Here is a 24,507-nt window from a genome sequence, read left to right on the forward strand (position 1 = left end):
TCAGCGGAAGATCTCGGCTTCGTCGGGCTCCATCGTGCCGCGATTGCACAGCCAGTGGGCAGCGTCGCGCCGGAACAGGATCGCAACGGCGGCGATCTGCACAAGCGATGCGACAACGGTCGTAGCCAGATAGAAGGAGCCGAGCCGCAGGTAGCTGTCGTATTCGAGAAACTGGTTCAGCAGGCCGAGCGCGGTCAGGCCGAGTAGCAGCCAGCGGGCGATGTTGCTGGCCCTGCGCGCGATCGCGACCCAGAAACACAGGTTGTACCCGATCACCCACATGACGGCGAGAAGCGGGCTGGCGGCGGACCGGCCCTGGCTCAGGGCATCGGCCCGCAATTCGCCGTAGTAGATCAGCAGCAGCCCCACGGATATGACGGTCGCACCGAAGATCAGGTACCCGAACATCCGGATCGAGGGCGGCCTTTGCCGTTTCACAGCGGCGTGAAGTCCAGACCGATGTCGGCAGCGGGGGCACTCTGGGTCAGGCGGCCCACGGAAACGTAAGTGACGCCGGTCGCGGCGATGGCCCCGATCGTTTCGAGATTGACGCCGCCCGAGGCTTCCGTGGGCACGCGGCCGGCGACGAGGGCGACGGCCTCGCGCAGCATGTCGGGCCCCATGTTGTCGAGCAGCAGGTGATGCGCGCCCGCCGCGATGGCGGGTTCGATCTGGTCGAGGCGGTCGACCTCGCAGATGATCTGCGCGACGCCGGCAGCCTTTGCCCGCGCGACGGCCGGACCGACGCCGCCCGCCACGAGGACGTGGTTGTCCTTGATCATCGCCGCGTCCCACAGGCCCATGCGGTGGTTCTGCGCGCCGCCCATGCGGGTGCCGTACTTCTCGAGGTGGCGCAGGCCCGGAATGGTCTTGCGCGTATCGAGCAGCGTTCCATGGCCCTTCATGGCATCGACGTATTGGCGCGTCATCGTGGCGATGCCCGAGAGGTGCTGCACGGTGTTGAGCGCGCTGCGCTCCGCCGTCAGCATCGCGCGGGCATTGCCGCTCAGCCGCATGAGATCCGTGCCGGACTGAACCTGCGCGCCTTCCTCGATGAGGATCTCGATTTCCATGGCCGGATCGAGCTTGCGGAAGAAGGCCGCGGCGATCGGCAGGCCGGCAACGGTGATCGCATCGCGCGAATCCATCACGCCGGAAAACTTCGCATCGGCATCGATCACGCTTTCGGACGTGACGTCATGACCGCCGCCCGGCAGTCCGACGCCGAGGTCTTCGGCCAGGGTGGCATCCACGAAAGCGGCGAGGTCGAAGCCCGGAATGGAAAAGTCGCTCATGGCTGCGTCTCTTGCGCGTTCGGGCGCGAATGTCGAGTTCGGGAGATTGTCGCGAAAGAAAAAAGGGGCCCCGCAGCGGTGCTGCCGGACCCCTTCCCTTGTTCGTCTTGTTCCTGCGTTCAGCCCGCGATCCCGGCCGCTGCCAGAACGGCGCTGGTCAGCACGTCGGGGGCAATCGCGGTCATCGGCACGATCTGGACGGGCTTTTCCATGCCCAGCAGCATCGGACCGATGTTGGTGGCGCCGCCGATTTCGCGCAGCAGCTTGGCCGAGATGTTGGCCGACTGCAGGCCCGGCATGATCAGGACGTTCGCCGGAGCCGAGAGGCGGCAGAACGGATAGAGCGCCATGACCTTGGGGTTGAGCGCGGCATCGGGCGCCATGTCGCCGTCGTATTCGAAGTTCGGGTTCTGCTCGTCGAGGATGTGGACGGCGCCGCGGATGGTCTCGAGCCACCGGCCCGGAGGGTTGCCGAAGGTCGAGTAGCTCAGGAACGCGACGCGCGGTTCGTGGCCCAGCTTGCGGGCGACGGCGGCGGTCTCGGTCGCGATCACCGCGAGTTCCTCGGCATTGGGGCGCTCGTTGATGGTGGTGTCGGCGAGGAACACCGTGTGCGTCTTGCCCACCAGCATGTGGATGCCGAAAGGCAGCTTGTCTTCGGCGGGGTCGAGCACGCGGCGCACTTCCTTCATCGACTGCGCGAAGGGGCGGGTCATGCCGGTGATCATGGCATCGCCCACGCCCAGCTTGAGGAGGCCCGACGCGAAGACGTTGCGGTCGGTATTGCACATGCGCTGCACGTCGCGCTCCAGGAAGCCGCGGCGCTTGAGGCGCTCGTAGAGCATCGCGACCATCGGCGCCATGTGTTCGGAAACCGCCGCGTTCTCGATGTGGTAGCTTTCCGGATCGGCCACGCCGAGTTCGGCCATCTTTTCGAGAACGGCCTGCGTGCGGCCGACCAGGATCGGTTCGCCGTAGCCGAAATCGCGGAACTGGATCGCGGCGCGCAGGACGACTTCGTGGTCGGCCTCGGCGAAGATCACGCGCTTGGGGTTCGCCTTGACCTGCGCGTAGACATTGCTCAGCACCGAAGTGGTCGGGTTGAGACGGCCCTTGAGTTGGTGGCGATAGGCGTCGAAGTCCTCGATCGGCTTCTGCGCCACGCCCGATTCCATCGCCGCCCTGGCGACGGCGGAGGGCACGACTTCCATCAGGCGCGGGTCGAACGGCGCCGGGATGATGTAGTCGCGGCCGAACTGCTGCGTTTCGCCGTAGGCTGCGGCGACTTCCTCGGGCACCTGCTGGCGGGCGAGTTCGGCAATGGCATGGGCCGCGGCGATCTTCATTTCCTCGTTGATCGCCGTCGCGCGCACGTCGAGCGCGCCGCGGAAGATGAAGGGGAAGCCGAGCACGTTGTTGACCTGGTTCGGATAGTCCGAGCGGCCCGTGGCGACGATGGCGTCGGGGCGTACCGCCTTCACGTCGGGCGGGGTGATCTCGGGGTCGGGGTTGGCCATGGCGAAGATGATCGGCTCATCGGCCATGTCCTTGACCATGTCCTGCGTCACCGCGCCTGCGACCGAGAGGCCGAGGAACATGTCGGCGCCCTGCAGGGCTTCCTTCAGCGTGCGCTTGTCGGTGGTGACGGCATGGGCCGACTTGAACTGGTCGACGTTTTCGCGGCCCCGGTAGATCACGCCCTTGGAATCGCAGACGATGACGTTGTCGTTGTGCACGCCCAGCGATTTGATCAGCGCCGTACAGGCCAGCGCCGAGGCGCCGGCGCCGTTCACCACGACCTTCAGCTTGTCGAGATCGCGACCGGTCAGGTGGCAGGCATTGATCAGTCCGGCGGCGGCGATGATCGCGGTGCCGTGCTGGTCGTCGTGCATCACCGGGATGTTCATCCGCTCGCGCAGGGTCTGCTCGATGATGAAGCACTCGGGTGCCTTGATGTCTTCGAGGTTGATGCCGCCGAAGCTGGGTTCCATCAGCGCGATCGCCTCGATCAGCGCCTCGCTGTCCTCGCTGGCCATCTCGATATCGATCGAATCGACGTCGGCGAAGCGCTTGAACAGGACGGACTTGCCTTCCATCACCGGCTTGGAGGCCAGCGCGCCGAGATTGCCCATGCCCAGGATCGCGGTGCCGTTCGAGATCACCGCGACGAGGTTGCCCTTGGCGGTATAGTCGTAGGCCTTGGAGGGATCGTCGGCGATCGCCTGCACCGGCACTGCGACGCCCGGCGAGTAGGCGAGGGACAGATCGCGCTGCGTCGCCATCGGCTTGCTGGCGATGATCTCGATCTTACCCGGCCGGATCGTCTCGTGGTAAAACAGCGCTTCGCGCTCGGTGAATTGGACCTTGCTTTTTTCGGACAAGCGATATCTCCCCGGATGCAATTGCGCCACTAACGGATGTTCGTGCGACGCGATAGGGGAAAGGCGTTACGGGGGCGCTTCACAAAGGCGGAAAGGGGACGCTAACGCTGGCGCGCATGAGTTCCGGCGCAACCCCGATGATGGCCCAGTATCTCGCCCTGCGTGAGGAAGCAGGCGATTGCCTGCTGTTCTACCGCATGGGCGACTTCTTCGAACTGTTCTTCGACGATGCGAAGAAGGCCGCCGCGATTCTCGATATCGCCCTCACGACGCGCGGTGAGCACAACGGTGCGCCAATTCCGATGTGCGGCGTGCCGGTGCATTCGGCCGAGAGCTATCTGGCGCGGCTGATCAAGGGCGGCTGCCGCGTCGCCATTGCCGAGCAGACCGAAACGCCCGCCGAAGCCAAGGAGCGCGCCAGAAAGGAAGGAAGGGCCTCGAAGGCGCTGGTGGCGCGCGACATCGTGCGCTTCGTCACCGCCGGCACGCTGACCGAGGAAGCGCTGCTGGAGCCGCGCCGTGCCAACGTGCTGGCAGCGGCCTGCGCGGTGCGCGGACTGGTAGGCCTGGCCGCCTGCGACATTTCGACCGGGCGCATGGAGCTGGAAGAATGCGCGCCGGACCGACTGGGCGCGGCGCTGGCCCGGCTGGGCGCGAGCGAACTGGTCGTGCCCGATGGCTGGGAACTGGCGCCCGACGGTTCGATTGCCCGATCCGGACACGAATTCTCCTCCGAAGGCGGGGAGGAGCGGCTGAAGGTGATCCACGGCGTCGCCACGCTCGATGGTTTCGGCACGTTCACGCGGCCGATGCTGGCGGCGGCGGGCGGGCTTATCGCTTATCTCGACCATGTCGGGCGCGGCGCCCTGCCGCTGCTGCTTCCGCCCGAGGCGCGCCGGGGCGAGGCGACGCTGGCCATGGACGAGGCCACCCGCGCCAGCCTCGAAATCCTCGAATCCGCGCAGGGCGGGCGCAGGGGCAGCCTGATCGACGCGATCGACCGCTGCGTGACCGGCGCGGGCGCGCGCCAGCTTGCCGAGGACCTGTCCGCGCCGCTGACCGACCGCAGTGCGATTGCCGAGCGGCTGGAACTCGTCGAATGGCTCCATGACGACGCCCTGCTGCGCGAGGACCTGCGCGCCGCGCTGCGTTCGCTGCCCGACGTCGGCCGGGCGCTGGGTCGCGTGGTCGCGGGTCGGGGCAGTCCGCGCGATCTCGGCCAGCTGCGCGACGGCCTTTCCGGCGCGCGCGTGGTGGCGGACAGGCTGGCGCGGCGCGACGATCTGCCGGTGCTGTTCGAAACGCTGCTGCCCGATCTCGGCGGCCACGGCGCGCTGGTCGATCATTTCGAGCGTGCGCTGGTGCCGGCTCCGCCGACCGAGCGCGGGCAGGGCGGCTACATCGCCGAGGGCCATGACGCCGCGCTGGACGAGCTGCGCCGGATTTCGGGCAATGCCCGCCGCGCCATTGCCGCGCTGGAGGCGAAATACCGCGAGGAAACAGGCGTCGCCGCGCTCAAGATCAAGCACAACAATGTGCTGGGCTATTTCATCGAAGTGCCCTCGCGCCATGCCGACAAGCTGATGGAAGCGGACAGCGGGTTTTCGCATCGCCAGACCATGGCCGGGGCCATGCGCTTCAACGCGCTGGCGCTGCACGAGGAAGCCAGCCGCATCACCGAGGCGGGCGCCCATGCGCTCGCGGCCGAGGAAGCCCATTTCGAGGGGCTGGTGGCCGAAGCCGTGGCCGCACGCCGCGAGATCGCCCGTACCGCCGCCGCGCTTGCTCGCATCGACGTCGCCGCGGGGCAGGCGGAGCGTGCGGCGGAGGGGGGCTGGACGATGCCGCACGTGGTAGAGGGGCTTTCGCTCGACATCGAGGGCGGTCGCCACCCGGTGGTCGAAGCCGCGCTCATGGCGCAGGGCGAGCGTTTCGTCGCCAACGATTGCCGGCTGGGCACGCACGACCGGCTCTGGCTGATCGGCGGCCCCAACATGGGCGGTAAATCGACCTTCCTGCGGCAGAACGCGCTGATCGTGCTGCTGGCACAGGCAGGCGGTTTCGTTCCAGCGAAGGCGGCGCGGATCGGCATGGTGGATCGCCTGTTCAGCCGCGTCGGCGCGTCGGACAACCTTGCGCGCGGACGCTCGACATTCATGGTCGAGATGGTCGAGACCGCCGCAATTCTCGCGCAGGCGAGCGAGCAGAGCTTTGTCATCCTTGATGAAGTCGGGCGCGGCACCTCGACCTACGATGGCCTCGCGCTGGCCTGGGCGGTGGCTGAGGCGGTCCACGAGACCAACCGCTGCCGCTGCCTGTTCGCCACGCACTACCACGAGCTGGCGCGGCTGGCGGAGACTTGCGAGGCGCTGTCGCTCCACCATGTTCGCGCGCGTGAATGGAAGGGTGATCTCGTCCTCTTGCACGAACTGGCCGAAGGGCCCGCGGACCGCAGCTATGGCCTTGCCGTCGCCCGCCTTGCTGGCGTGCCACCCAAGGTCATCAGCCGGGCCAAGTCGGTGCTCGAAAAGCTGGAAAAGGGCCGGGCCGAAACCGGCGGACTGGCGGCCGGGCTGGGCGACCTGCCGCTCTTCGCCGCCGCACAGGACGCCCGCGAGGAACAGTGCGATACCTTGCGCGACAAGCTGCGCGAGATGGACGTCGATGCCCTCACCCCGCGCGATGCCCTCGAAGTGCTCTATGACCTCAAGCGCGAGGCGGGTACCGAACCTTAACCCTGGCGCGCTAGAAGGGCGTCATGATGTTCGGGCCGAAGATCACCACTGTCTTCAAGAGTCGCTGGAACGCGCTGTTCTGGGCGGGCGGGGTGCTGCTCACGGCCTACTGCTCGGTACCGTCGCCGGACCAGACCGCGCAGCAGCAGGCGGCCAAGGTTGCCGCCGCCCATGGCGAGCACAAGAATCCCTGGGCCAAGGATACGAACGCGAACTAGGCGGGCCTAGCTGTCGTCGTCCTTGAAATCGGGATCGGCAACGCCGGCGCGGCCGTACTTGTTTTCCAGATCGTCCATCGTCTCCTCGCCGCGATAGGCGGACATGTCGATGGTGCCGCTGGTGTCCATCTGGTTGAAATGATCGACCAGATCCTGCGTGTCTGCCGGATTCAGGCTGTTGGAGAGTTTCTCGCTTTCCTCAAGGCTGAGCACGGAGGTCGATCTGGACAGGGCTTCCTCGGCCACCGACTGGGCCTGCGTTTCGGAATCCTGCTGTTCGGCATTGGTGGTTTCGGGGGCGAGGTCGTCCTTGCGCTGCGTCATCGCGGGTCTCCTTCGGCCGGATAACTATCCGGCGCGGCCCTGCGTTCCATCAAGACGAGCCGTTCCAGCAAAAAACGCCCCCGGCCTGAAAAGGACGAGGGCGCTTCGTAGCCTTACCTATTATCGTCATTGCGAGTGAAGCGAAGCAATCCAGGGCGGCTCCACACGGCTCTGGATTGCCGCGACCCTGCGGGCCTCGCAATGACGAAGGTACTTTCTGAGGTGATCGCGTTTTACTGGCTCGGGACCGGCTTCTCGCCCGAGTAGTCGTAGAAGCCCTTGCCGGTCTTGCGGCCGTACCAGCCGGCCTCGACGTACTTCTGCAGCAGCGGGGCGGGGCGGTACTTGGGATCGCCGGTGGTCGCCTGGAACACCTTCATGATCTCGTAGAGCGTATCGAGGCCCACGAAGTCGGCCAGCGTCAGCGGGCCCATCGGGTGATTGGCGCCCAGGCGCATGCCCGCGTCGATGTCCTCGACCGAGGCCAGGCCTTCGCCCAGCACGAAGATCGCCTCGTTCAGCAGAGGGCACAGGATGCGGTTGACGACGAAGCCCGGCGCGTCGCCGGCGAGGACGACGGTCTTGCCCAGCTTTTCACCGAAGGCCTTCACGCGGCTGGTCGTGTCCGGCGAGGTGGCAAGGCCGGGGATCACTTCGACGAGGCCCATCACCGGCACCGGGTTGAAGAAGTGCATGCCGCAGAAGCGCGTCGGATCGGGCGACTGGGCGGCCATGCGGGTGATCGGGATCGAGCTGGTGTTGGACACCATGATCGCGCCGTCCTTGAGCACCTTGCCGGCGGCCTCGAAGATCTTGGCCTTGATGTCCTCGCGCTCGGTCGCGGCCTCGATGACGAGATCGCAGCCGGACAGTGCCGAATAGTCGCCGGCCGGCGTGATGCGCGCCAGCAGTGCGTCCGCGTCGGCCTGGGTCATCTTTTCCTTGGCGACGAGCCTGGACAGGCCCTTGGCGATGCCGGCCTTGCCCTTCTCGGCGTTTTCGAGGCTGATGTCCGTGAGGATCACGTCCATGCCCTTGCTGGCTACGGTCTGGGCAATGCCCGAACCCATGATGCCCGCACCGATGATACCGACTGTCTGCACGCTACACTCCCTCTCGATGAAACGAATTCGCGCGCTGCCTAGCGCTTCGCGCTTGCCGAGGGAACCTAGCGATTTTGGCCTGGCACCCAAAGCACATCGTCTGCACCGTCATCATTCAGTGCGCGGGCGAGGACGAAGAGATAGTCGCTGAGCCGGTTGATGTAGGCGAGCGCGGCCGGGTTGACCGGCTCGGTTGCCGCAAGCGCGGTGGCGCGGCGTTCGGCGGCGCGGGCCGATGCGCGGGCGACATGGACGCGCGCGGCTGCCTCGCTGCCGCCGGGCAGGATGAAGCTCCTGAGCGGCTGGAGGTGCGCGTTGACCGCGTCGATTGCCGTTTCGAGCCACGCGACCTGCGCGTTCACGACACGCAGCGTCATCTCGCCGGGTGTGAAATCCTCGCCCGGAGTCGCAAGGTCGGCGCCGAGATCGAACAGGTCGTTCTGGATACGCGTGAGCGTGGCCGCGTGCGGCGAGCCTTCCATCGCGCACACGGCAAGGCCGATCGCGCTGTTGGCTTCATCTACCGCGCCGATCGCGTCCATGCGCGCGGCGTGCTTGGGCAGGCGCGATCCGTCGACGAGGCCGGTGGTGCCGTCGTCGCCGGTGCGTGTGTAGATCTTGTTCAGTCGGACCAAGGCGTCACTCGCTCAAGAATGCGTTGCAGGCGCATTTCGCGGCACCGCTCCACGGTCGCTCCGGAAAATCAACGCGTCATCGCGAGAAGCAGCGCGCATACCAGTACGGCGGCCGCCTGATACTTGATGCGGTTGAACATCATCTTGTTCTGCAGCACCTGGTTGGGCGAGGGCCCTACCGCGTCGGGATCGCGGTGAAGGTCTTCCTTGGTGCTGTTGAGGAACGCGGCAATGCCGCGCACCAGACTGATGACGACCATGATCATCAAGCCAATGATGACGGGGATCAGAATATAGCTCATGGATTCCTATTTAGGCTCTAAGGCGTCCAATTGCCAGACAGCGAAATGTCCCCGGGGAAACGGTGGGCGCGCAAGGCTTCCGCCAGAGCCCACCCATCCTCGCCCGCGCGCCGCCGGTCGCCCAGCGATGGCGAACCGCGCCGCTTGGCGAGCTTTCGCCCGTCGGGCTCTATCAGCAGGCCGTGGTGGTGCCAGGCCGGCACCGGCAGACCCAGCAGCGCCTGCAGCAGCCGGTGCACGTGGCTGGCGGGAAACAGGTCCATGCCCCGCGTGACAAGCGTGATCCCGTCCGCCGCGTCGTCGAGGGTGGCGGCAAGGTGATAACTCGCCGGCAGGTCCTTTCTCAGCAGGACGACATCCCCGAAAATCTGCGGTGTCGCCACTTGCGGCCCGGCGATTTCGTCGACCCATTCGAGCGGACCGGCAAGGTCCATGGCGCGGGTGACGTCAAGCCGCCAGGCGGCGCCTTCGGGGTTGACGTCATGATGTCGGCAGGTGCCGGGATAGATCGGCCCGTCCGGGCCCGCCTCGGTCGCGGCTGCGGTGATTTCGGCGCGGGTGCAGCGGCAGGGATAGAGCAGGCCCATGGCTTTGAGACGCTCGCCCGCCTCCGTGTAGCGGGCAAGGCGTGCGGACTGGAATGCGACCGCGCCGTCCCATTCGAGGCCGAGCCAGCGCAGGTCGAGGAGAAATTCCTCAACGAATTCGGCGCGGCTGCGCTCGCCGTCGATGTCTTCGATCCGCAGGTGGAATTGCCCGCCGCGTTCGCGCGCCAGGTCGTGGGCGACCAGCGCGGCAAAGGCATGGCCGAGGTGCAGCGGGCCGTTGGGGCTTGGGGCGAAGCGCGTCACGATCATGATATGGCGAGCCTTACCGCCCGCCGCCGTCGCTGCAAGGATTGTGGCCGCCGCTGGGACTGTGGCCGCCTCAAGGACTGTGGCCGCCTCAAGGACTGTGGCCGCCTCAAGGACTGTGGATTGTCAGGGGACCGCAACAAAGGCGGCTTGACGACGAGTCGCGCAAATGCTGCATATGAACACATGTACTGCCATCAAACCGCAATGGCGGCCTGCGACAGGAGGCCATGCTCAAGTCGGAGCTGATAGAGCGCGCGGCCCGGTTCCGCAGCGCGGAGGGGGACCCCTCCCGAAGTCTTTCCGACTGTCCTGCCCTGGTGCTGAATGCGGACTACACGCCGCTTTCCTACTATCCGCTGAGCCTGTGGCCCTGGCAGACCGCGATCAAGGCGGTCGTGCTCGAACGGGTGGACATCGTTTCCACGTATGGCCGGGCCGTGCACAGCCCCAGCTGGACGATGCAGATCCCCTCGGTGATCGCGCTGCGCCAGTACGTGAAGCCCAACGAGTTTCCGGCCTTCACCCGCTTCAACGTGTTCCTGCGCGACCGGTTTTCGTGCCAGTACTGCGGCAGCCCGCACAACCTCACCTTCGACCACGTGATCCCGCGCCGTCTGGGCGGTAAGACGAGCTGGGAAAATATCCTCACCGCCTGCGCGCCGTGCAACCTCAGGAAAGGCGGTCGCACGCCCAAGCAGGCGAACATGCCTCCGCTGGTCCAGCCGATCCGGCCGACGAGCTGGCACTTGCAGGAACGCGGGAAGGGCTTTCCGCCCAACTATCTCCACGAAACCTGGCGCGACTGGCTCTACTGGGACATCGAGCTGGAGGAATAGCGCTGTCAGTGCAGCGTCTCCGTTGAGGTTTCCTGGGCTCCGGTATCCACCGCGCTCGTCACTGCCACGTCCATCGTCACGTTGCCGACGGTGCGCATGATGTCGGGCAGCATTTCCACCGCGACCAGAATGCCCAGCGGCCAGAGCGGCACACCCATGGCTGCGGCGATCGGCCCGGTGGAGGCGATGAAGCTGACGGTTCCGGGCAGCGATACGGTGCCGAAGGTCGTGACGAAGGCGACCAGCACACCCGCCGCGATGGCCATGGGGGTCAGTTCGTGCCCGGCCAGCTGCGCGGCGTAGATGGCGACGCCCACGTTCATCGCCGGTCCGGTCGCGCGGAACAGCGTGACGGCCAGCGGCAGGACGAACTCGCTCGTCGTGGTCTCGACATCCAGCTTGCGGCACGAGGCCAGCATCGCGGGCAGGCTCGCCAGCGAGCTTTGCGTCGAGATCGCGACCACCTGGGCCGGCAGTATGGCCCGCGCGAAAGCGCCCAGGCCCTTGCGCCCGACCGTCATGGCGAGCGGGTAGGCGCCGAGCAGGAACAGCGCGCCCAGCGATGCGACCAGCACGATGTAGTGCGCCAGCGCGCCGATCGCCGCCGCGCCGCTAGAGGCAGCCAGCGTCAGGCCCAGCGCGAAGACGCCGAGTGGCGCGACGGCCAGAACCCAGCCGATCACCACGATCATGGCGCCGGCAAGACCTTCAAATAACAGAGAAAGTTGGCGGCGTGGTTCCTCGGCGAGACGCGTGGCGGCGGTCGCGAACAGGGCGACGAAGACGATGACCGGCAGCATGGCGTCGTCGGCCGCGGCGGTGAAGACATTGGTGGGCAGCAGCGAGCCGAGGAAGTCGCCGAGGCCGGGAAGGGCACTGCCGGGCGCGGCGGTGCCTTGCGGCATGGCAATCTCCGGCGCGGGAAACAGCGCCAGGAGCACCGGCATCAACAGGCCGCCGACCACAGCGCTGGCTGCCAGTACGCCGACGATCAGGCCCAGCGTGCGCCGCGCCATAGCACCCGCATGAGCCGCCGCGGCGGTCTCGATGATGCCGGTGAACAGGAGGCCGATCACCAGCGGCAGGATCGTCATTTTCAGCGCCTTGAGCCAGAAGGCGCCCAGCGGTTCGGCGATCGCAAGCAGCGGAGGCAATACCGCCGTGTCCCCGAGCGCGAGGCCCAGGATCAGACCGGCGATCAGGCCGCCCAGCGTCAGCATGCCCGGTACGCGGATTTCGGGCATTCGCCCGGCGCTGCTGGTTTGATTCATGCCGCCCCTGAATTTCGTTGCAGGGCGTGACATTAGCAAGCCGGCGCGACATAGCAATTTGTCAGCACTTCCGGGATAGTGGGCCCCATCATGAGCAAACAGTTCTTCGGTACCGACGGCATTCGCGGCCGCACCAACCAGGGCGCGATGACCGCCGCCACCGCCATGAAGGTCGGCCAGGCGGCCGGCACCCGCTTCCTGCGCGGCACCCACCGGCACCGCGTGGTGATCGGCAAGGATACGCGCTTGTCGGGCTACATGCTGGAAAACGCAATGGTCGCGGGCTTTACCAGCGTGGGCATGGACGTGGTGCTGCTCGGCCCGATGCCGACCCCGGCAGTCGCCCTGCTGACGCGCGAGTTGCGCGCGGACGTGGGCGTGATGATCTCGGCCAGCCACAACCCCTACGAGGACAACGGCATCAAGCTGTTCGGTCCCGACGGCTTCAAGCTGTCCGACGAGGATGAGCTGGCCATCGAGAAGATGCTCGGCGAGGATCTCGCACTGGCCGCCAGCGAGGATATAGGCCGGGCGCGGCGCATCGAAGATGCGCGCGGGCGCTATATCCACGCGGTCAAGGGCTCGCTGCCCAGCACGGTGCGGCTCGACGGTCTCAAGATCGCGGTCGATTGCGCCAATGGCGCGGCTTATCAGGTCGCGCCGTCGGCCTTCTGGGAACTGGGCGCCGAGATCGTCGCGGTGGGCGTCTCGCCCAACGGCAAGAACATCAACAAGGCCTGCGGCTCTACCCATCCGGGCCTGCTGCAGGAGACGGTGGTGTCCTCGGGCGCCGACATCGGCATTGCGCTCGATGGCGATGCCGACCGGCTTATCGTCGTCGACGAGAAGGGCCAGACCGTGGACGGCGACCAGATCATGGCGCTGATCGGCAGCCAGCTTGCCGCGCGCGGGGACCTGCGCGGTGGCGGCGTGGTGGCGACGGTCATGTCGAACCTCGGGCTCGAGCGGTTCCTGCAGGGGCAGGGGCTGACGCTCGAACGCACCAAGGTGGGCGACCGCCACGTGCTCGAACGCATGAAGACCGGCGGTTTCAATGTCGGCGGCGAACAGTCGGGGCACATGATCCTGCTCGATCATGCGACGACCGGGGACGGTACCGTGGCGGCGCTGCAGGTGCTGGCCGCGCTGGTCCAGTCGGGCAAGCGCGCGAGCGAGCTGCTGCACCTCTTCGATCCGGTCCCGCAACTGCTGCGCAACGTGCGCTTTTCGGGCGGCAAGCCGCTCGAAGCGGCGAGCGTTCAGGCGGCGATAGCAGATGCCGAGGCTTCGCTCGATGGCAAGGGACGGCTGGTGATCCGCCCTTCGGGCACCGAACCGGTGATCCGCGTGATGGCCGAAGGCGACGATGCCGGCGAAGTGGAGGCGGCCGTCGCCTCGATCTGCGCGGCGATCGAGGAGGCGGCGGTATAATGGCTCTCGAAATGCGCCCCGATTGCGAACGCTGCGGCACGGACCTGCCCGCCGAGGCCCCCGGCGCCTTCGTCTGCAGTTTCGAGTGCACGTTCTGCGCCGAATGCGCGGAGGATCTGGACGACCGCTGCCCCAATTGCGGCGGCGAACTGGTCGATCGGCCGACACGGGCGAAGAAGCACCACGCCGCGCATCCGCCTTCGACCGTGCGGCACTACAAGGGGTGAGGTTGCGCCAGTCGCGCTTCGACAAGCTCGGCACGAGCGGTTAGGGGACTTCACACCCACCCCTCGCTCATCCTGAGCTTGTCGAAGGATGCCCGCGCGCACTAGCGTACTGTCATGAAGCCACCCCGTATCCTCTCCATCGCCGGGTCCGACAGCTCGGGCGGTGCCGGTATCCAGGCGGACATCAAGACGATCACGATGCTCGGCGGCTATGCGATGACCGCGATCACCGCGATCACCGCGCAGAATACGCGCGAGGTAACGATGGTAGAGGCGCTTTCCCCTGCAATGGTGGGCGCGCAGATCGATGCCTGTGTGTCCGACATCGGGGTGGATGCGGTGAAGATCGGCATGCTGGGCTCGGCGGCGATTGCCGGGGCGGTGGCGGATCGGCTCGAATCGCTCGGCGTGCCTGTCGTGTTCGATCCGGTGATGATTTCCACCAGCGGCACGATGCTCGCCGATGATGCGACGATCGCCGCGTTCGAGCGGCTGATGCAGCTGGCCACCCTGACCACGCCCAACATTGCCGAACTGGAAGCGCTGGGGGGCGACGGGGCGATGCGCGCGCGCGATGTTGCCTACCTCGCCAAGGGCGGTGATGCGCAGGGCGATGTGGTGCAGGACCGGCTGGTCCTGCCTGGCCACGCCCCGGTTGCCTGGAGCGCGCCGCGCATCGTCACGCGGCACAACCATGGCACCGGCTGCACGCTTTCAAGCGCGATCGCCACCGGTCTGGGCGCGGGGCTCGCGCTGGAGGACGCGATCGCACGCGGGCGCGAATTCGTCCGCGCGGCGCTGAAGGCCGCGCCCGGCTTTGGCGCCGGGCACGGGCCGATGGGACATCAGGCGGTCCGTCAGGCGTGATCGTCTTCCCGTGAATCGTCATTGCGATACCCGCAGGGCCGCGGCAATCCAGGGCAACGACAACGCTCTGGATTGCTTCGCTACGCTCGCAATGACGAATACTTCATTCAAAGGCGATCGGACTTCAGGGCCTACCCGCAGTCCAGATCGTAGAATCGCTGGATCACGTTCCAGCCCTCGTCCGCCGTTTCGCACCAGTGGAACAGGTCGAGGTCGCGGCGATTGATCGTGCCTTCCTCTGCCAGCGCCTCGAAATTGATGATGCGGTTCCAGTACTCGCGGCCATAGAGCAGGATCGGGATCGGCTTCATCTTGCCCGTCTGCATCAGCGTGAGCAGTTCGAGCAGTTCGTCGAGCGTGCCGAACCCGCCGGGAAAGACCGCTACCGCGCGGGCACGCAGGACGAAGTGCATCTTCCTCAGCGCGAAGTAGTGGAACTGGAACGAGAGGCGCGGCGTCACCCAGGGGTTGGGCTCCTGCTCGTGCGGCAGGACGATGTTGAGGCCGAGCGATTCCGCACCCGCTTCGGCGGCGCCGCGGTTGGCCGCCTCCATGATCGACGGGCCGCCGCCCGAGCACACGACGAACTGGCGCATGCCCTTTTCGACCACCGCGCACTCGCTGGCGAGCCGGGCGAGGCGGCGCGCTTCCTCATAGTACTTGGACTTGGCCGCGAGGCGCTCGGCAATGGCCTGTTCCTCTTCAGTCCTCTCCTGCGCCAGAAAGGCGTCGAGGTTTTCGGGCGAAGGGATGCGCGCGGATCCGTAGAACACCAGGGTCGAGCCGATCTGGGCTTCCTCGATCAGTGTTTCCGCCTTGAGCAGCTCCAGCTGGAAACGCACCGGTCGCAGATCATCGCGCAGCAGGAAATCGGTGTCGCGGAAGGCCAGGCGATAGGAGGGGTGCACGGTCTGGCGCGTGCCGCTCTGCCTGTCGGCAAAGCCGACTTCCTGCTCGGCCTTGTAGAAGCGGCGATCGGTGAGGGGCTTTTCTTCTTCTGTCATGTCCGTTCCATGGCCGTTCGCGGGCGCGCCGTCGAGAGGCCATGCGGGCGTGGCCCCTTGCACGCCCGGCGCCAGCCTCTAGCATCCCGGCGTGATGTTGACCCGACGCCAGGCAGTCGCGGGGCTCGGTGCCGCCGCTCTTCCCTTCTCCGCTTCGCTGACGCGAGCCACCGCCTTGCCGGCGCCAGTCGGCGCGCCGACAAGGCCGCCGCGCCTGCGCGAGGGGGACGTGCTCGGACTCGTCGCACCGGCAGGTTTCATCGCCGATCGGTTCGGTCTGGCCGAAATCGAGGAGACGGTACGTGCCATGGGGCTCGTGCCCCGGTCGGCGCCGCACCTGCTGGCGCGCGAGGGCTACCTTGCCGGCTCGGACGAGGCGCGTGCGCGCGATCTCATGGCGATGTTCGAGGACGACGGGGTACGCGCGGTCATGGCGGTGCGCGGCGGCTGGGGCTCGGCGCGGCTCCTGCCCCATCTCGATTTCGCGGCGATCGCGCGCAAGCCCAAGCTGTTTACGGGTTTCAGCGACAATACCGCGCTCCATCTGGCGCTGGCGGCGCGCACCGGGGTGCACAGCATCCATGGCCCCAACGCATCGGCCTCGTGGCCGCCGCAGGCCTGGGAATCGTTTCGCCGCGTCGCGTTCGATGCCGCCATGCCGACTTATACTGTGGCGGCCGGCGATGGCCCGAACCTGTCGGGACGCGGCCCGGCCTTGCGCACGTTCCGGGGCGGCAAGGCGCGCGGAAGGCTGCTCGGCGGCAATCTCACGGTGCTCTCGGCGCTGGTCGGCACGCCCTACCTGCCCGACTTCACCGGTGCGATCCTGTTTCTGGAGGAGACCAACGAATCCGAATACCGGATCGACCGCATGCTCACCCAGCTGGCGCTTGCGGGTATTCTGGACAAGGTCGCGGGCGTCGTTTTCGGGCAGTGCACCCGCTGCCACAACCCGGATGGGGGCTATTCCAACTTCACCGTCTATGAAGTGCTCGATCGCCAGTTCGCGGCGCTGGGCGTGCCGGCCTTTCAGGGCGCGATGATCGGGCACATCGCCGCGCAGGTCAGCATGCCGGTGGGGGTCATGGCCGAGATCGACGCCGATGCCGGGACGATCCGCATGCTGGAAGCGGCGGTGGCGTGAGCCTTCAGGCCGCGATCGGGTCGCGGCCCAGTCCGTAGCGCGCAACCAGATCGGCGAACACGGTGTTTTCGAGCGGTTCGGCGAATTCCAGGCCGGCGCAATGGGCATTGGCCCAGGCGACGAAGGCCATCGAGGGGCGGCATCCCGGCAAGGCGAGGCTGACCGCCTCGTCGGTTTCGAGCTGGCCGATGCCTTCGACCCTCGCGCCGAACGGCGTCAGGTCCTTGAGCATCACGGTGCTGCTGGCGCGGTCGCGACGGAACCGGGCCATCATTTCGACATTCTCTCGGGCGTGCCGGCGTGCGCCGATGGGGTTGAATGTCGGGCTCATGGCCGGGTCGGCGGTTGCCATTTCACGTCATCCTGAAAAAGTTAACCACTATCGTTGGGTATGAAATAGCGCATTCCGGTTTCGAATTTGCGCGCGGCTCTTCCGGGTTTTTCCGTGGGTCGCCTTGCAGGAATCCAGCAGGCGCCGCGTCGGAATAGGAGGAAACACCTATTTCTCGGACAGTATTCAATCAACCAAACGGTTCTACCCTCCAATCGCTTCCGGAAAACTCCGGTAAACTAAGCGGTTAGCGAGGATTTCAAGCGTGCCCACGGTCTCCCCGGTGTCAGACCCGGACCTTGGCGGAGCGGCTCGACGCCTTGCTTCGACCGCGGGTGGCGGCGATCCGCGCGACGACCTCCTGCGCCAGTCGCAGGTTGCCCGAGAACTGGGTTCTCCCTTCGTGAGCGATGTTCTCGCCGCGGCGCGCCGGCAATTGGCCCGCGCGCCGCGACTCGATGCCAGGATTGCCGGCTGGCCTTTCGATCCTGCCAGAAGTGCGATGGCCTTGCGGCTCAATGCCGGGCTGCACGCTCTGGCACGGCGTGGCACGATCGCGGACCTTTCCACGCTCTATGCCGGAAGGCACCGGAATTTCGACCGCGCGGTCGGCGAGGCGATCGAACTGGGCGAGCAGACCCTGCTGGTCTGGATGGACCATCCCACACAGACTAACGAAGTGCGCCGTTCGAGCGCTTTCATGGCGGCATTGTCGGTGCTTGCCGACCAGCACGGCCTGCCGTTCGAGCTGTTCGAAGTCGGCGCCAGCGCCGGGCTGAACCTGCTGCTCGACCGCTATGCCCACGATCTTGGCGGCGTGGCTTGCGGGCAGCCCGATTCCGGGCTTCGGCTCACCCCATCGTGGCAGGGTCCCCCGCCGCCGCGCGCCGATGTCCGGATCGCCTCCGCGCACGGCGTCGATCTCAGGCCACTGCGTCTGGAGGATCCGCATACCTGCGAACGGCTGATGTCCTACGTCTGGCCGGGCGACGAGGTGCGCGCCGACTATTTGCGCCGGGCCATGCGGCTGGCACGGGCGGCTCCGCCGGCGGTAGACCGGCAGGGCGCCGAAACCTGGCTCGCCGAACGCCTCGAGGAGCCGCAGGCGCCCGGCACGATGCGGGTGGTGCAACATTCGATGGTGCTCCAATACCTGCCGGATGCGGAACGCCGCACCGTGCTGGGCTCGCTGCTCAAGGCAGGCAGGAACGCGACGCCCGACCGCCCGATGGCGCGGATCGGCCTCGAATGGAACCGCGATCGCAGCGAAGTGCAGCTGTGCATGACCCAATGGTCTGGCCGTCCCGGCGACGGGCGCAGGACAATCCTTGCCATCTGCCATCCCTATGGCGCCGCGATCGAATGGCGCGGGCTGCCCCGGCTCCCGGCTTCGGTTCAAGCCTGATCCCGACTACCGGACAAAGGACTGTCCGCCCGAACGTGTGCGTGAGCGGCACGGGAAAGGGCGGCGCAAGCCATGGCCTGCGCCGCCCTCCGGGTCCTGCATTCGATCGGGGTAGACGCGCGGTCAGAATTCCGACCAGTCGTCCTCGACCGTCTTCACGGCGAGGTTGCCGACCAGACGCGGCCTAGCGGCCGGTCGGGGGGCCGGCTGCACTGCCGCGGGCCGGATGCTCGAAGGCGAGACGGTCCGCGTCCGCGGCAGGCTGTCGTCGACCTTGAAGGTCGAGAAGGCCTCGAACAGCTGCTGCGCCTCGCGCGCCAGCATTTCGGTGGCGGCGGTGGTCTCCTCCACCATCGCGGCGTTTTGCTGGGTCATGGCGTCCATTGCGCTGATTGCCTCGTTGACCTTGAGCAGGCCGGACGACTGCTGCTCGGCGGTCTCTGCCATGGCCTCGATCGACTCGCTGACGCTCGAGACGCGCTCGATGATGCGGTTGAGCGAACCGCCGGTGTCGTTGACGAGCTCGACGCCCGAGGTCACGTGTTCGGTGGCAGAGAGGATGCGCGATTTCACGTCGGCCGCGGCATCGGCGGCGCGCTGCGCCAGCGCACGCACTTCCGAAGCGACGACCGCGAAGCCCTTGCCGGCATCGCCCGCGCGTGCGGCTTCCACGCCGGCATTGAGCGCGAGAAGGTTGGTCTGGAAGGCAATGCCATCGATCACCGTGATGATCTCGGCGATTTCGCGGGTCGCCTGGTCGATGCCGTTCATCGCCTCGATCGCACGCCGCACCACGGCGCCGCCCTGTTCGGCTTCGCCGCGCGCATCGCTCATGGCGCGGTTGGCTTCGGAAACGATGCCGGCGCTTTCGCCGACCTTGCGGGTGATTTCGTCCATCGCCGCGGCCGAGGACTGCAGTTTCGCCGCCTGTTCCTCGCTGCGGTTCGACAGGTCGGAAGCGGCCTGGCGGATCTCGGATGAGCCGGTGGAAATCGAATCGATGCTGCCGCGTACCGAAACCATGACGGCGCAGAGCTGGTCGAGGGCATTGTTGAAGTCCCGGCTGACCGATGCGAAGGCGTCGGGCAGGTCGTGGAGCCGCGCGCGCAGGTCGGACTGTGACAGGTCGTGCAGCTTGCGGCCGATCTCGGCCATGGCTGCCTCGCGATCATGGTCGGCGGTGATCTTGGCCAGCGCCTGATCGCGGAAGACCAGCACGGCCCGGGCCATGTTGCCCAGTTCGTCCACGCGGTCGGTGCCGGGCACGTCGACGTCGTTGCAGCCGGAGGCCAGCGTGGTCATCGTCTCGGTGAGATCGCCGACCGGGGAGGCGATGTCGCGGCTCAGCTTGCGCTGCAGGGCCACGGCAAGCCCGCACAGGGCGAGGCCGCCCACGACGAGCGCGATCCACGCGGTGGCGATGGAGGTTTCCTGCCCTTCGGATTCCGCCGTGATCTGCGCCTGTTCCTGGTCGCGCAGGTCGCGCAGGGGAAGAACCGCATCGCTGACGAGCGCGGCCTTGCCGGCGTCGCGCACGCGATCCGCGGCGGCTTCGCGCTGGCCGTCCTTGACCATCTCGATCGACTTGTCGCCCCAGTCCGCACGCCACTTGAGCGTTTCGGCACGCGATTCGAGCAGCAGGTTGCGCAGGGCGGGATCGGCGAGTTCCTTTTCCAGTTCCGCCGAAGTCGCGTCGTATATGTCGCGGCCGTCGTAGTACGACTTGAGATAGAGGTCGTCACCGGTCACCAGGTACCCGCGCACCTGGCTGTTCTGGCGCAGGATCTGCGTTTCCAGCGACATGGCCTTGGCGTGGATCGATTGATGGAAGTTGGTCCGCTCGGTGGATCGGCTGATCATCATGATGTTGGTCGCGAAGACCAGCATCATGACCGCCGCCGAGAGGTTGATCGCCACGAAGGCGATCGCCAGCTTCTTCGGGATGTTCAACGAGCTGAGCATGTGTCTTTTCCCATCTGATGTTCGCGAGCTGCGAAACCCGGCCGCGGCGTCCGTAGCGCCGCGGCCGGGAACCGTCAGAAGTTGAAGCGCAGCGATGCGGAGACAGTGCGCGGGTTGATCGTGCGTGCCGTCACCACGCCGCTCGACGGGATGAATTCCGCGTCGACATCGACCAGACCAAGAACGTCAAACAGGTTGTTGGCGTTAAGCATGATCGAGACGCGATCGTTCGGGCGGTATTGAACAAAGGCGTTGGTGACGACGTAGCCGGGCATCTTCAGCTGGTTGGAATCGCCGGCATAGCTGCCGGTGGTGCCGTAGAAGTTGGCGCCGACCGTGAGGCGTTCGGTCTCAACCTGCGGGGTAACCTGAAAGATCAGGTCCGCCTGGTGCCGGGGCGTGTTGCCGATCTTGGTCGGGTCGAGCGCGTCGGCGGTGATCTCCGCCTTGGTCCAGGTCGCCCCGCCGTTGATGGCGAAGATGCCCCGGCGATAGCTGGTTTCCAGCTCGACGCCGTAGGCGCGGTAGGCGCGGTCGAGGCCGATGTTGTGCTCGCGGGTCTTGGCCCAGAAGCCGGTCACGTAGGCCTCGAGGTTGTCGGTGCGGTACTTGAAGCCGCCCTCGGCCTGCCTGACTGGATCGTAGGCCGCCGAAGGAACCAGCAGCTTGCCGGTGGTCGGGCTCACGTAGCTGGCGAAAAGGATGCGGTCGGCATTGGCGCGCGCGCCCTTGGAGTAGCGGCCGAACAGCGAGAAATGCTCCGCCATGCGGTAGTTCATGCTGACCGAGTACGACAGGTAGTGGTAGTCGTAGTGGACCGGGGCCGGCTTGCTGTAGTCGATGAAGCCGACCTTGGTTTCGGGCAGCGAGATCGTGCCGTCGCCATTGATGTCGTACGTGGTCGACTTGGCGGTGCCCGGCAGGCTGGAGCCGTAGAGCGTGCCACGCGCGCTGCCCATGTCGTAGCGCATGCTGGCGCCCAGCGCGAACTTGCCGAACATGTAGTTGAGCGAGCCGTAGGGTGCGTCGATGTCGTAGTTCACGTCGTAGCGATCGCGCCGGTAGCCGCCGATCAGCGCCGCGTTGTAGGCAAGGACGCCGTTCTGGGTGAGCTGGTAGGGACCCGCGAAGACGTCGATCAGGTGGGCCTTGCCGCCGCCGAGCACGTCGTTCACCGTCGTGGTCCAGGTCCAGGCGGTGTCGATGTCCTGGCTCGACTTGTAGTAACCGGCGGTGAAGGTCAGCTTGCCGGCCCCGACTTCCCACACCTTGCTGGCGCGAATGTCGTTGGTCATGTTGTTCAGGCTGTTGAGCGACACGTCCTGGTTGGTGACCAGGGCCAGCAGGCCGTTGCCGTTCAGCACCGAGGGATCGGCGATGGTCTGGCCGGCATTGGGGCCGGTGGCGTAGCTCAGACTGGTGGCGCTGAGCATGGCCATGATGGCCGGGGCCGAATTGATCGACTGGAACGGCAGCGCGGCATTCGCGTTGGACAGCGTGTAGGGCTGGATCGTGCTGCCCGAGATGTCCGAATAGCGGAACTTGTCGTTGATCCTCCAGCCCTCGACCTCGAACTTGGTCTCGAAGCCGATCGACTTCATCTTGGAATGCGTGGCCTTGTCGAAGGGATGGCTGGCGACGCGGTTTTCACCGTCCAGCGTGAGGTTGGAGGGAATGTAGCGCGAGAACAGCGAGTCCCTGGAGACATCGAGGCCGGGCACGTTCGCGTAGTCGGGATCGGCGTTGGTTCCCGAAACGAGCACGGGGGAATAGGGGGTCGGAACGGTCTGGTCGTCCAGCACCTTGGCATAGACGCGGAAATAGCCGCCGTCGAAGTCCTTGGTCATGTTGAACTTGATCTGGCCGCCCTTGAAGCCGTCGAAGCCGGTGTCGCGCGGGCCTTCGCCCTTGCGGTAGAAGCCGCCGATGTGGAAGCGCAGCGTGTCGCTGACCGGCGTGCCGTATTCGAAGTCCATGCGCTTGCTGTCATAGTCGAGGCCGGTGCTGATCTGGACGGACCCGCCGGCGACTTCGCCGGTCTTGTCGATCAGGTTGACGATGCCGCCCGACGAGTTCGACGCGAAAGTGGAAGCGGAACCGCCGCGGATCGCCTGGACGCCGGCAAGGTTGAGGTCTGCGCGCAGGAACTGGTCGGCCGTGGCGAAGGCCATGTCGCCGAATTCGAGGGTCGGCAGACCGTTTTCCTGAATCTGCAGGAACTTGGCACCGCCAAGCGCGATCGGCAGGCCGCGGATCGAGATGCTGGCGAAGCCCTCGCCACCCGTGCTTTCGGCCCGCATGCCGGGGATGTTGCGGAAGATCTCGGCAACCGAACGCGCGCCGTACTTCTCGATCTCGTCTCCGCTGAGCGTGCTGGTCGAGGTGGCGCTGTCGAGGCGGTCGCGGGCGCGGGCGACGCCGGTGGTCATGAGGTTGACGCGCTTTTCCGCGGGTTGCGCGGCATCCTGTACGGCTCCCTCGTCTGCCGCCATCGCCGGTGCAGGCAGAATGCAAGCCGTGGCGAGGAGAAGCAGTGCTTTGGTCTTCATTATTATCATCCCTGTTGCTGCAAATATTTGCAGTCAGGGCGCTATTCACCGCGTGCTTAACTCCGGCATTTGCGGAATTAAGGATAAATGCGGAGTAGGGCATCGGTCGGCGCATCGGGCGGACAGCGGCCCCGGCAACTCGACAAAGCGCGGTGACCTGCCCTAGTCATGGGGGCATGACAGCCTGCCGATCCACGCCGCCGCGCCGTGTCCGGGACATGGGAGACTTTCGCCCGTGAAAGGATGGATGCGCCGAAAATCAATAGCTTCGGAACGGCAGGACGAGCGCATGGTCGCCACGCTGTCCTGGCCGCACCTGATCGCGCTGGGCGTGGGAGCGATCGTGGGAACGGGTATCCTGACGCTGATCGGCGTCGGTGCGGATCGGGCGGGGCCTGCCGTGCTGATTTCGTTCGCCATCGCCGGAGCGATATGCGCGTGCGCGGCGCTCGCCTACGCCGAACTGGCGACCATGCTGCCCGCTGCCGGCAGCGCCTACAGCTACAGCTACATGGTGCTGGGCGAGGCGATCGCCTGGGTCGTGGGGTGGAGCCTGATTCTCGAATATTCGCTCGTCGTATCGGCGGTCGCGGTGGGCTGGTCCGGCTATGCGAGCACGCTGCTGGTCGGCATGGGTTTTCCCGTGGCCCTGACGCAGGGTCCCGAACTGGGCGGCATCGTCAACCTTCCGGCAGTCTTCATCATCGCGGTGGTGGCGGGGCTGCTCATGCTCGGGACGCGCGAAAGCGCGCGGGTGAACAGCGTGCTGGTCCTGCTCAAGATGATCACGCTTGCCGGGTTCGTGGCGGTGGCGCTGCCCTATTTCGACAGTGCCAACCTGGAGCCCTTCATGCCCTTCGGCTTCGGCAAGAGCATGGGGCCCGACGGCGTCGAGCGTGGCGTCATGGCGGCGGCGGCGATCATCTTCTTCGCCTTCTATGGTTTCGACGCGATTTCGACTGCGGCCGAGGAAGTCAAACGGCCCGAGCGCGACCTTGCCATCGGCATCGTCGGCTCGATGCTGATCTGTACCTTCGTCTATGTGCTGGTGGCGGCGGCCGCGGTGGGCGCGCTGCCCTTCACGCGCTTTGCCGATAGTCCGGAGCCGCTGGCGCTGATCCTGCGCGAACTCGGCCAGCCGGGCGTCGCTCGCATCATCGCCATTGCCGCGGTCATTGCCCTGCCGACCGTGATCCTGGCCTTCCTGTACGGGCAGAGCCGCATCTTCCTGGTGATGGCGCGCGACGGTTTCCTGCCTTCCGGCCTTGCCCGCCTGTCAGGTCGGGGCACGCCGGTGCGTATCACCGTGGTCACGGCGGTTCTGGTCGCCATCCTCGCGGGCGTGCTGCCCATCGGGGAGATCGCCGCGCTGGCCAACGCGGGCACGCTGATCGCCTTCATCGCGGTGGGCACGTGCCTTGTCGTCATGCGCTACCGCGCGCCCGAGATGCACCGCCCGTTCCGGGCCCCGCTGGGCCTCTGGGTCGGTGCCGCGACGGTCGCCGGATGCCTGTACCTGTTCATGAGCCTGCCGGCCAAAACGCAGCTCTGGTGCCTGTTCTGGAACACGGCCGGCATCGTGCTCTACGCGGCCTATGGCCATCGGCGCAGCCGGTTGCAGGGCGCCTGA

General features: G+C 66.5%; 22 protein-coding genes. 9 read left to right on the top strand and 13 right to left on the bottom strand.

Features of this window, described 5'->3' with window-relative positions:
• The 3 genes from NZK81_RS17480 to NZK81_RS17490 form a co-directional block, all read right to left on the bottom strand.
• A complete protein-coding gene (locus tag NZK81_RS17480; RefSeq protein WP_260047361.1) occupies window positions 1-438 on the bottom strand; it encodes a hypothetical protein in 438 nt (145 codons plus the stop codon).
• Entirely contained in the window at window positions 435-1,295 is an 861-nt protein-coding gene (nadC, locus tag NZK81_RS17485) for a carboxylating nicotinate-nucleotide diphosphorylase (RefSeq protein WP_260047362.1), read from the bottom strand. Before nadC ends, NZK81_RS17480 begins: the two co-directional genes overlap by 4 nt.
• Window positions 1,296-1,414: 119 nt before the next feature.
• Window positions 1,415-3,676, bottom strand: coding sequence for an NADP-dependent malic enzyme (locus tag NZK81_RS17490; protein WP_260047363.1), 2,262 nt, complete (start codon window positions 3,674-3,676; stop codon window positions 1,415-1,417).
• A 116-nt stretch (window positions 3,677-3,792) separates the two neighbouring features.
• Here NZK81_RS17490 and mutS point away from each other — a divergent pair, with 116 nt between their 5' ends.
• Window positions 3,793-6,411 carry a DNA mismatch repair protein MutS gene (gene mutS, locus NZK81_RS17495; RefSeq protein WP_260047364.1) on the top strand — a complete coding sequence of 873 codons (2,619 nt, stop codon included), beginning with the start codon at window positions 3,793-3,795 and terminating at the stop codon, window positions 6,409-6,411.
• A gap of 23 nt (window positions 6,412-6,434) precedes the next feature.
• Entirely contained in the window at window positions 6,435-6,629 is a 195-nt protein-coding gene (locus NZK81_RS17500; RefSeq protein ID WP_260047365.1) for a hypothetical protein, read from the top strand.
• A gap of 6 nt (window positions 6,630-6,635) precedes the next feature.
• Here NZK81_RS17500 and NZK81_RS17505 read toward each other — a convergent pair whose 3' ends face one another.
• The 5 genes from NZK81_RS17505 to gluQRS form a co-directional block, all read right to left on the bottom strand.
• Window positions 6,636-6,953, bottom strand: coding sequence for a hypothetical protein (locus NZK81_RS17505; protein WP_260047366.1), 318 nt, complete (start codon window positions 6,951-6,953; stop codon window positions 6,636-6,638).
• 233 nt (window positions 6,954-7,186) lie between these two features.
• Complete coding sequence (locus NZK81_RS17510; protein ID WP_419181711.1) at window positions 7,187-8,074, bottom strand: 3-hydroxyacyl-CoA dehydrogenase family protein; 888 nt, start codon at window positions 8,072-8,074, stop codon at window positions 7,187-7,189.
• A gap of 47 nt (window positions 8,075-8,121) precedes the next feature.
• Window positions 8,122-8,691, bottom strand: coding sequence for a cob(I)yrinic acid a,c-diamide adenosyltransferase (locus NZK81_RS17515; protein ID WP_260047368.1), 570 nt, complete (start codon window positions 8,689-8,691; stop codon window positions 8,122-8,124).
• Window positions 8,692-8,759: 68 nt separating this feature from the next.
• Window positions 8,760-8,993 (bottom strand): HIG1 domain-containing protein, encoded by a 234-nt coding sequence (locus tag NZK81_RS17520; RefSeq protein WP_260047369.1) that lies wholly within the window; start codon window positions 8,991-8,993, stop codon window positions 8,760-8,762.
• Between the two features lie 17 nt (window positions 8,994-9,010).
• The gene (gene gluQRS, locus NZK81_RS17525; protein WP_260047370.1) at window positions 9,011-9,850 is read right to left on the bottom strand and encodes a tRNA glutamyl-Q(34) synthetase GluQRS; all 840 of its coding nucleotides are present in this window, start codon (window positions 9,848-9,850) and stop codon (window positions 9,011-9,013) included.
• 227 nt (window positions 9,851-10,077) lie between these two features.
• Here gluQRS and NZK81_RS17530 point away from each other — a divergent pair, with 227 nt between their 5' ends.
• Window positions 10,078-10,686 carry an HNH endonuclease gene (locus tag NZK81_RS17530; protein ID WP_260047371.1) on the top strand — a complete coding sequence of 203 codons (609 nt, stop codon included), beginning with the start codon at window positions 10,078-10,080 and terminating at the stop codon, window positions 10,684-10,686.
• A 5-nt stretch (window positions 10,687-10,691) separates the two neighbouring features.
• Here the strand turns inward: NZK81_RS17530 and NZK81_RS17535 are convergent, their stop codons facing one another.
• A complete protein-coding gene (locus tag NZK81_RS17535) occupies window positions 10,692-11,957 on the bottom strand; it encodes a dicarboxylate/amino acid:cation symporter (RefSeq protein WP_260047372.1) in 1,266 nt (421 codons plus the stop codon).
• 90 nt (window positions 11,958-12,047) lie between these two features.
• Here NZK81_RS17535 and glmM point away from each other — a divergent pair, with 90 nt between their 5' ends.
• The 3 genes from glmM to thiD all read left to right on the top strand — a co-directional run bounded on the left by glmM (window position 12,048) and on the right by thiD (window position 14,482).
• Entirely contained in the window at window positions 12,048-13,388 is a 1,341-nt protein-coding gene (gene glmM / locus NZK81_RS17540; protein WP_260047373.1) for a phosphoglucosamine mutase, read from the top strand.
• Window positions 13,388-13,615, top strand: a complete 228-nt coding sequence (locus NZK81_RS17545) for a DUF1272 domain-containing protein (RefSeq protein ID WP_260047374.1) — start codon at window positions 13,388-13,390, stop codon at window positions 13,613-13,615. The genes glmM and NZK81_RS17545 overlap by 1 nt, the downstream gene beginning before the upstream one ends.
• Window positions 13,616-13,729: 114 nt before the next feature.
• Window positions 13,730-14,482 (top strand): bifunctional hydroxymethylpyrimidine kinase/phosphomethylpyrimidine kinase, encoded by a 753-nt coding sequence (thiD, locus tag NZK81_RS17550; RefSeq protein WP_260047375.1) that lies wholly within the window; start codon window positions 13,730-13,732, stop codon window positions 14,480-14,482.
• Between the two features lie 131 nt (window positions 14,483-14,613).
• Here thiD and NZK81_RS17555 read toward each other — a convergent pair whose 3' ends face one another.
• Window positions 14,614-15,486: an LOG family protein gene (locus NZK81_RS17555; RefSeq protein ID WP_260047376.1), complete on the bottom strand. Its 873-nt coding sequence runs from the start codon at window positions 15,484-15,486 to the stop codon at window positions 14,614-14,616.
• A 94-nt stretch (window positions 15,487-15,580) separates the two neighbouring features.
• On the opposite strand from NZK81_RS17555, the gene NZK81_RS17560 reads away from it, so the two are divergent.
• Entirely contained in the window at window positions 15,581-16,630 is a 1,050-nt protein-coding gene (locus NZK81_RS17560; RefSeq protein WP_260047377.1) for a S66 peptidase family protein, read from the top strand.
• A 4-nt stretch (window positions 16,631-16,634) separates the two neighbouring features.
• On the opposite strand, the gene NZK81_RS17565 is transcribed toward NZK81_RS17560, so the two are convergent.
• Window positions 16,635-16,982, bottom strand: a complete 348-nt coding sequence (locus NZK81_RS17565) for a hypothetical protein (RefSeq protein ID WP_260047378.1) — start codon at window positions 16,980-16,982, stop codon at window positions 16,635-16,637.
• Between the two features lie 244 nt (window positions 16,983-17,226).
• Here NZK81_RS17565 and NZK81_RS17570 point away from each other — a divergent pair, with 244 nt between their 5' ends.
• Entirely contained in the window at window positions 17,227-18,366 is a 1,140-nt protein-coding gene (locus tag NZK81_RS17570) for a DUF2332 domain-containing protein (protein WP_260047379.1), read from the top strand.
• Window positions 18,367-18,489: 123 nt separating this feature from the next.
• Here the strand turns inward: NZK81_RS17570 and NZK81_RS17575 are convergent, their stop codons facing one another.
• The gene (locus NZK81_RS17575; protein ID WP_260047380.1) at window positions 18,490-20,328 is read right to left on the bottom strand and encodes a methyl-accepting chemotaxis protein; all 1,839 of its coding nucleotides are present in this window, start codon (window positions 20,326-20,328) and stop codon (window positions 18,490-18,492) included.
• Window positions 20,329-20,402: 74 nt separating this feature from the next.
• Window positions 20,403-22,877, bottom strand: a complete 2,475-nt coding sequence (locus tag NZK81_RS17580; RefSeq protein WP_260047381.1) for a TonB-dependent receptor — start codon at window positions 22,875-22,877, stop codon at window positions 20,403-20,405.
• A gap of 247 nt (window positions 22,878-23,124) precedes the next feature.
• On the opposite strand from NZK81_RS17580, the gene NZK81_RS17585 reads away from it, so the two are divergent.
• Window positions 23,125-24,507, top strand: a complete 1,383-nt coding sequence (locus NZK81_RS17585; RefSeq protein ID WP_260047382.1) for an amino acid permease — start codon at window positions 23,125-23,127, stop codon at window positions 24,505-24,507.

The organism is Novosphingobium mangrovisedimenti (genome assembly GCF_025153475.1).
Taxonomy (GTDB): Bacteria; Pseudomonadota; Alphaproteobacteria; order Sphingomonadales; family Sphingomonadaceae; genus Novosphingobium; species Novosphingobium mangrovi_A.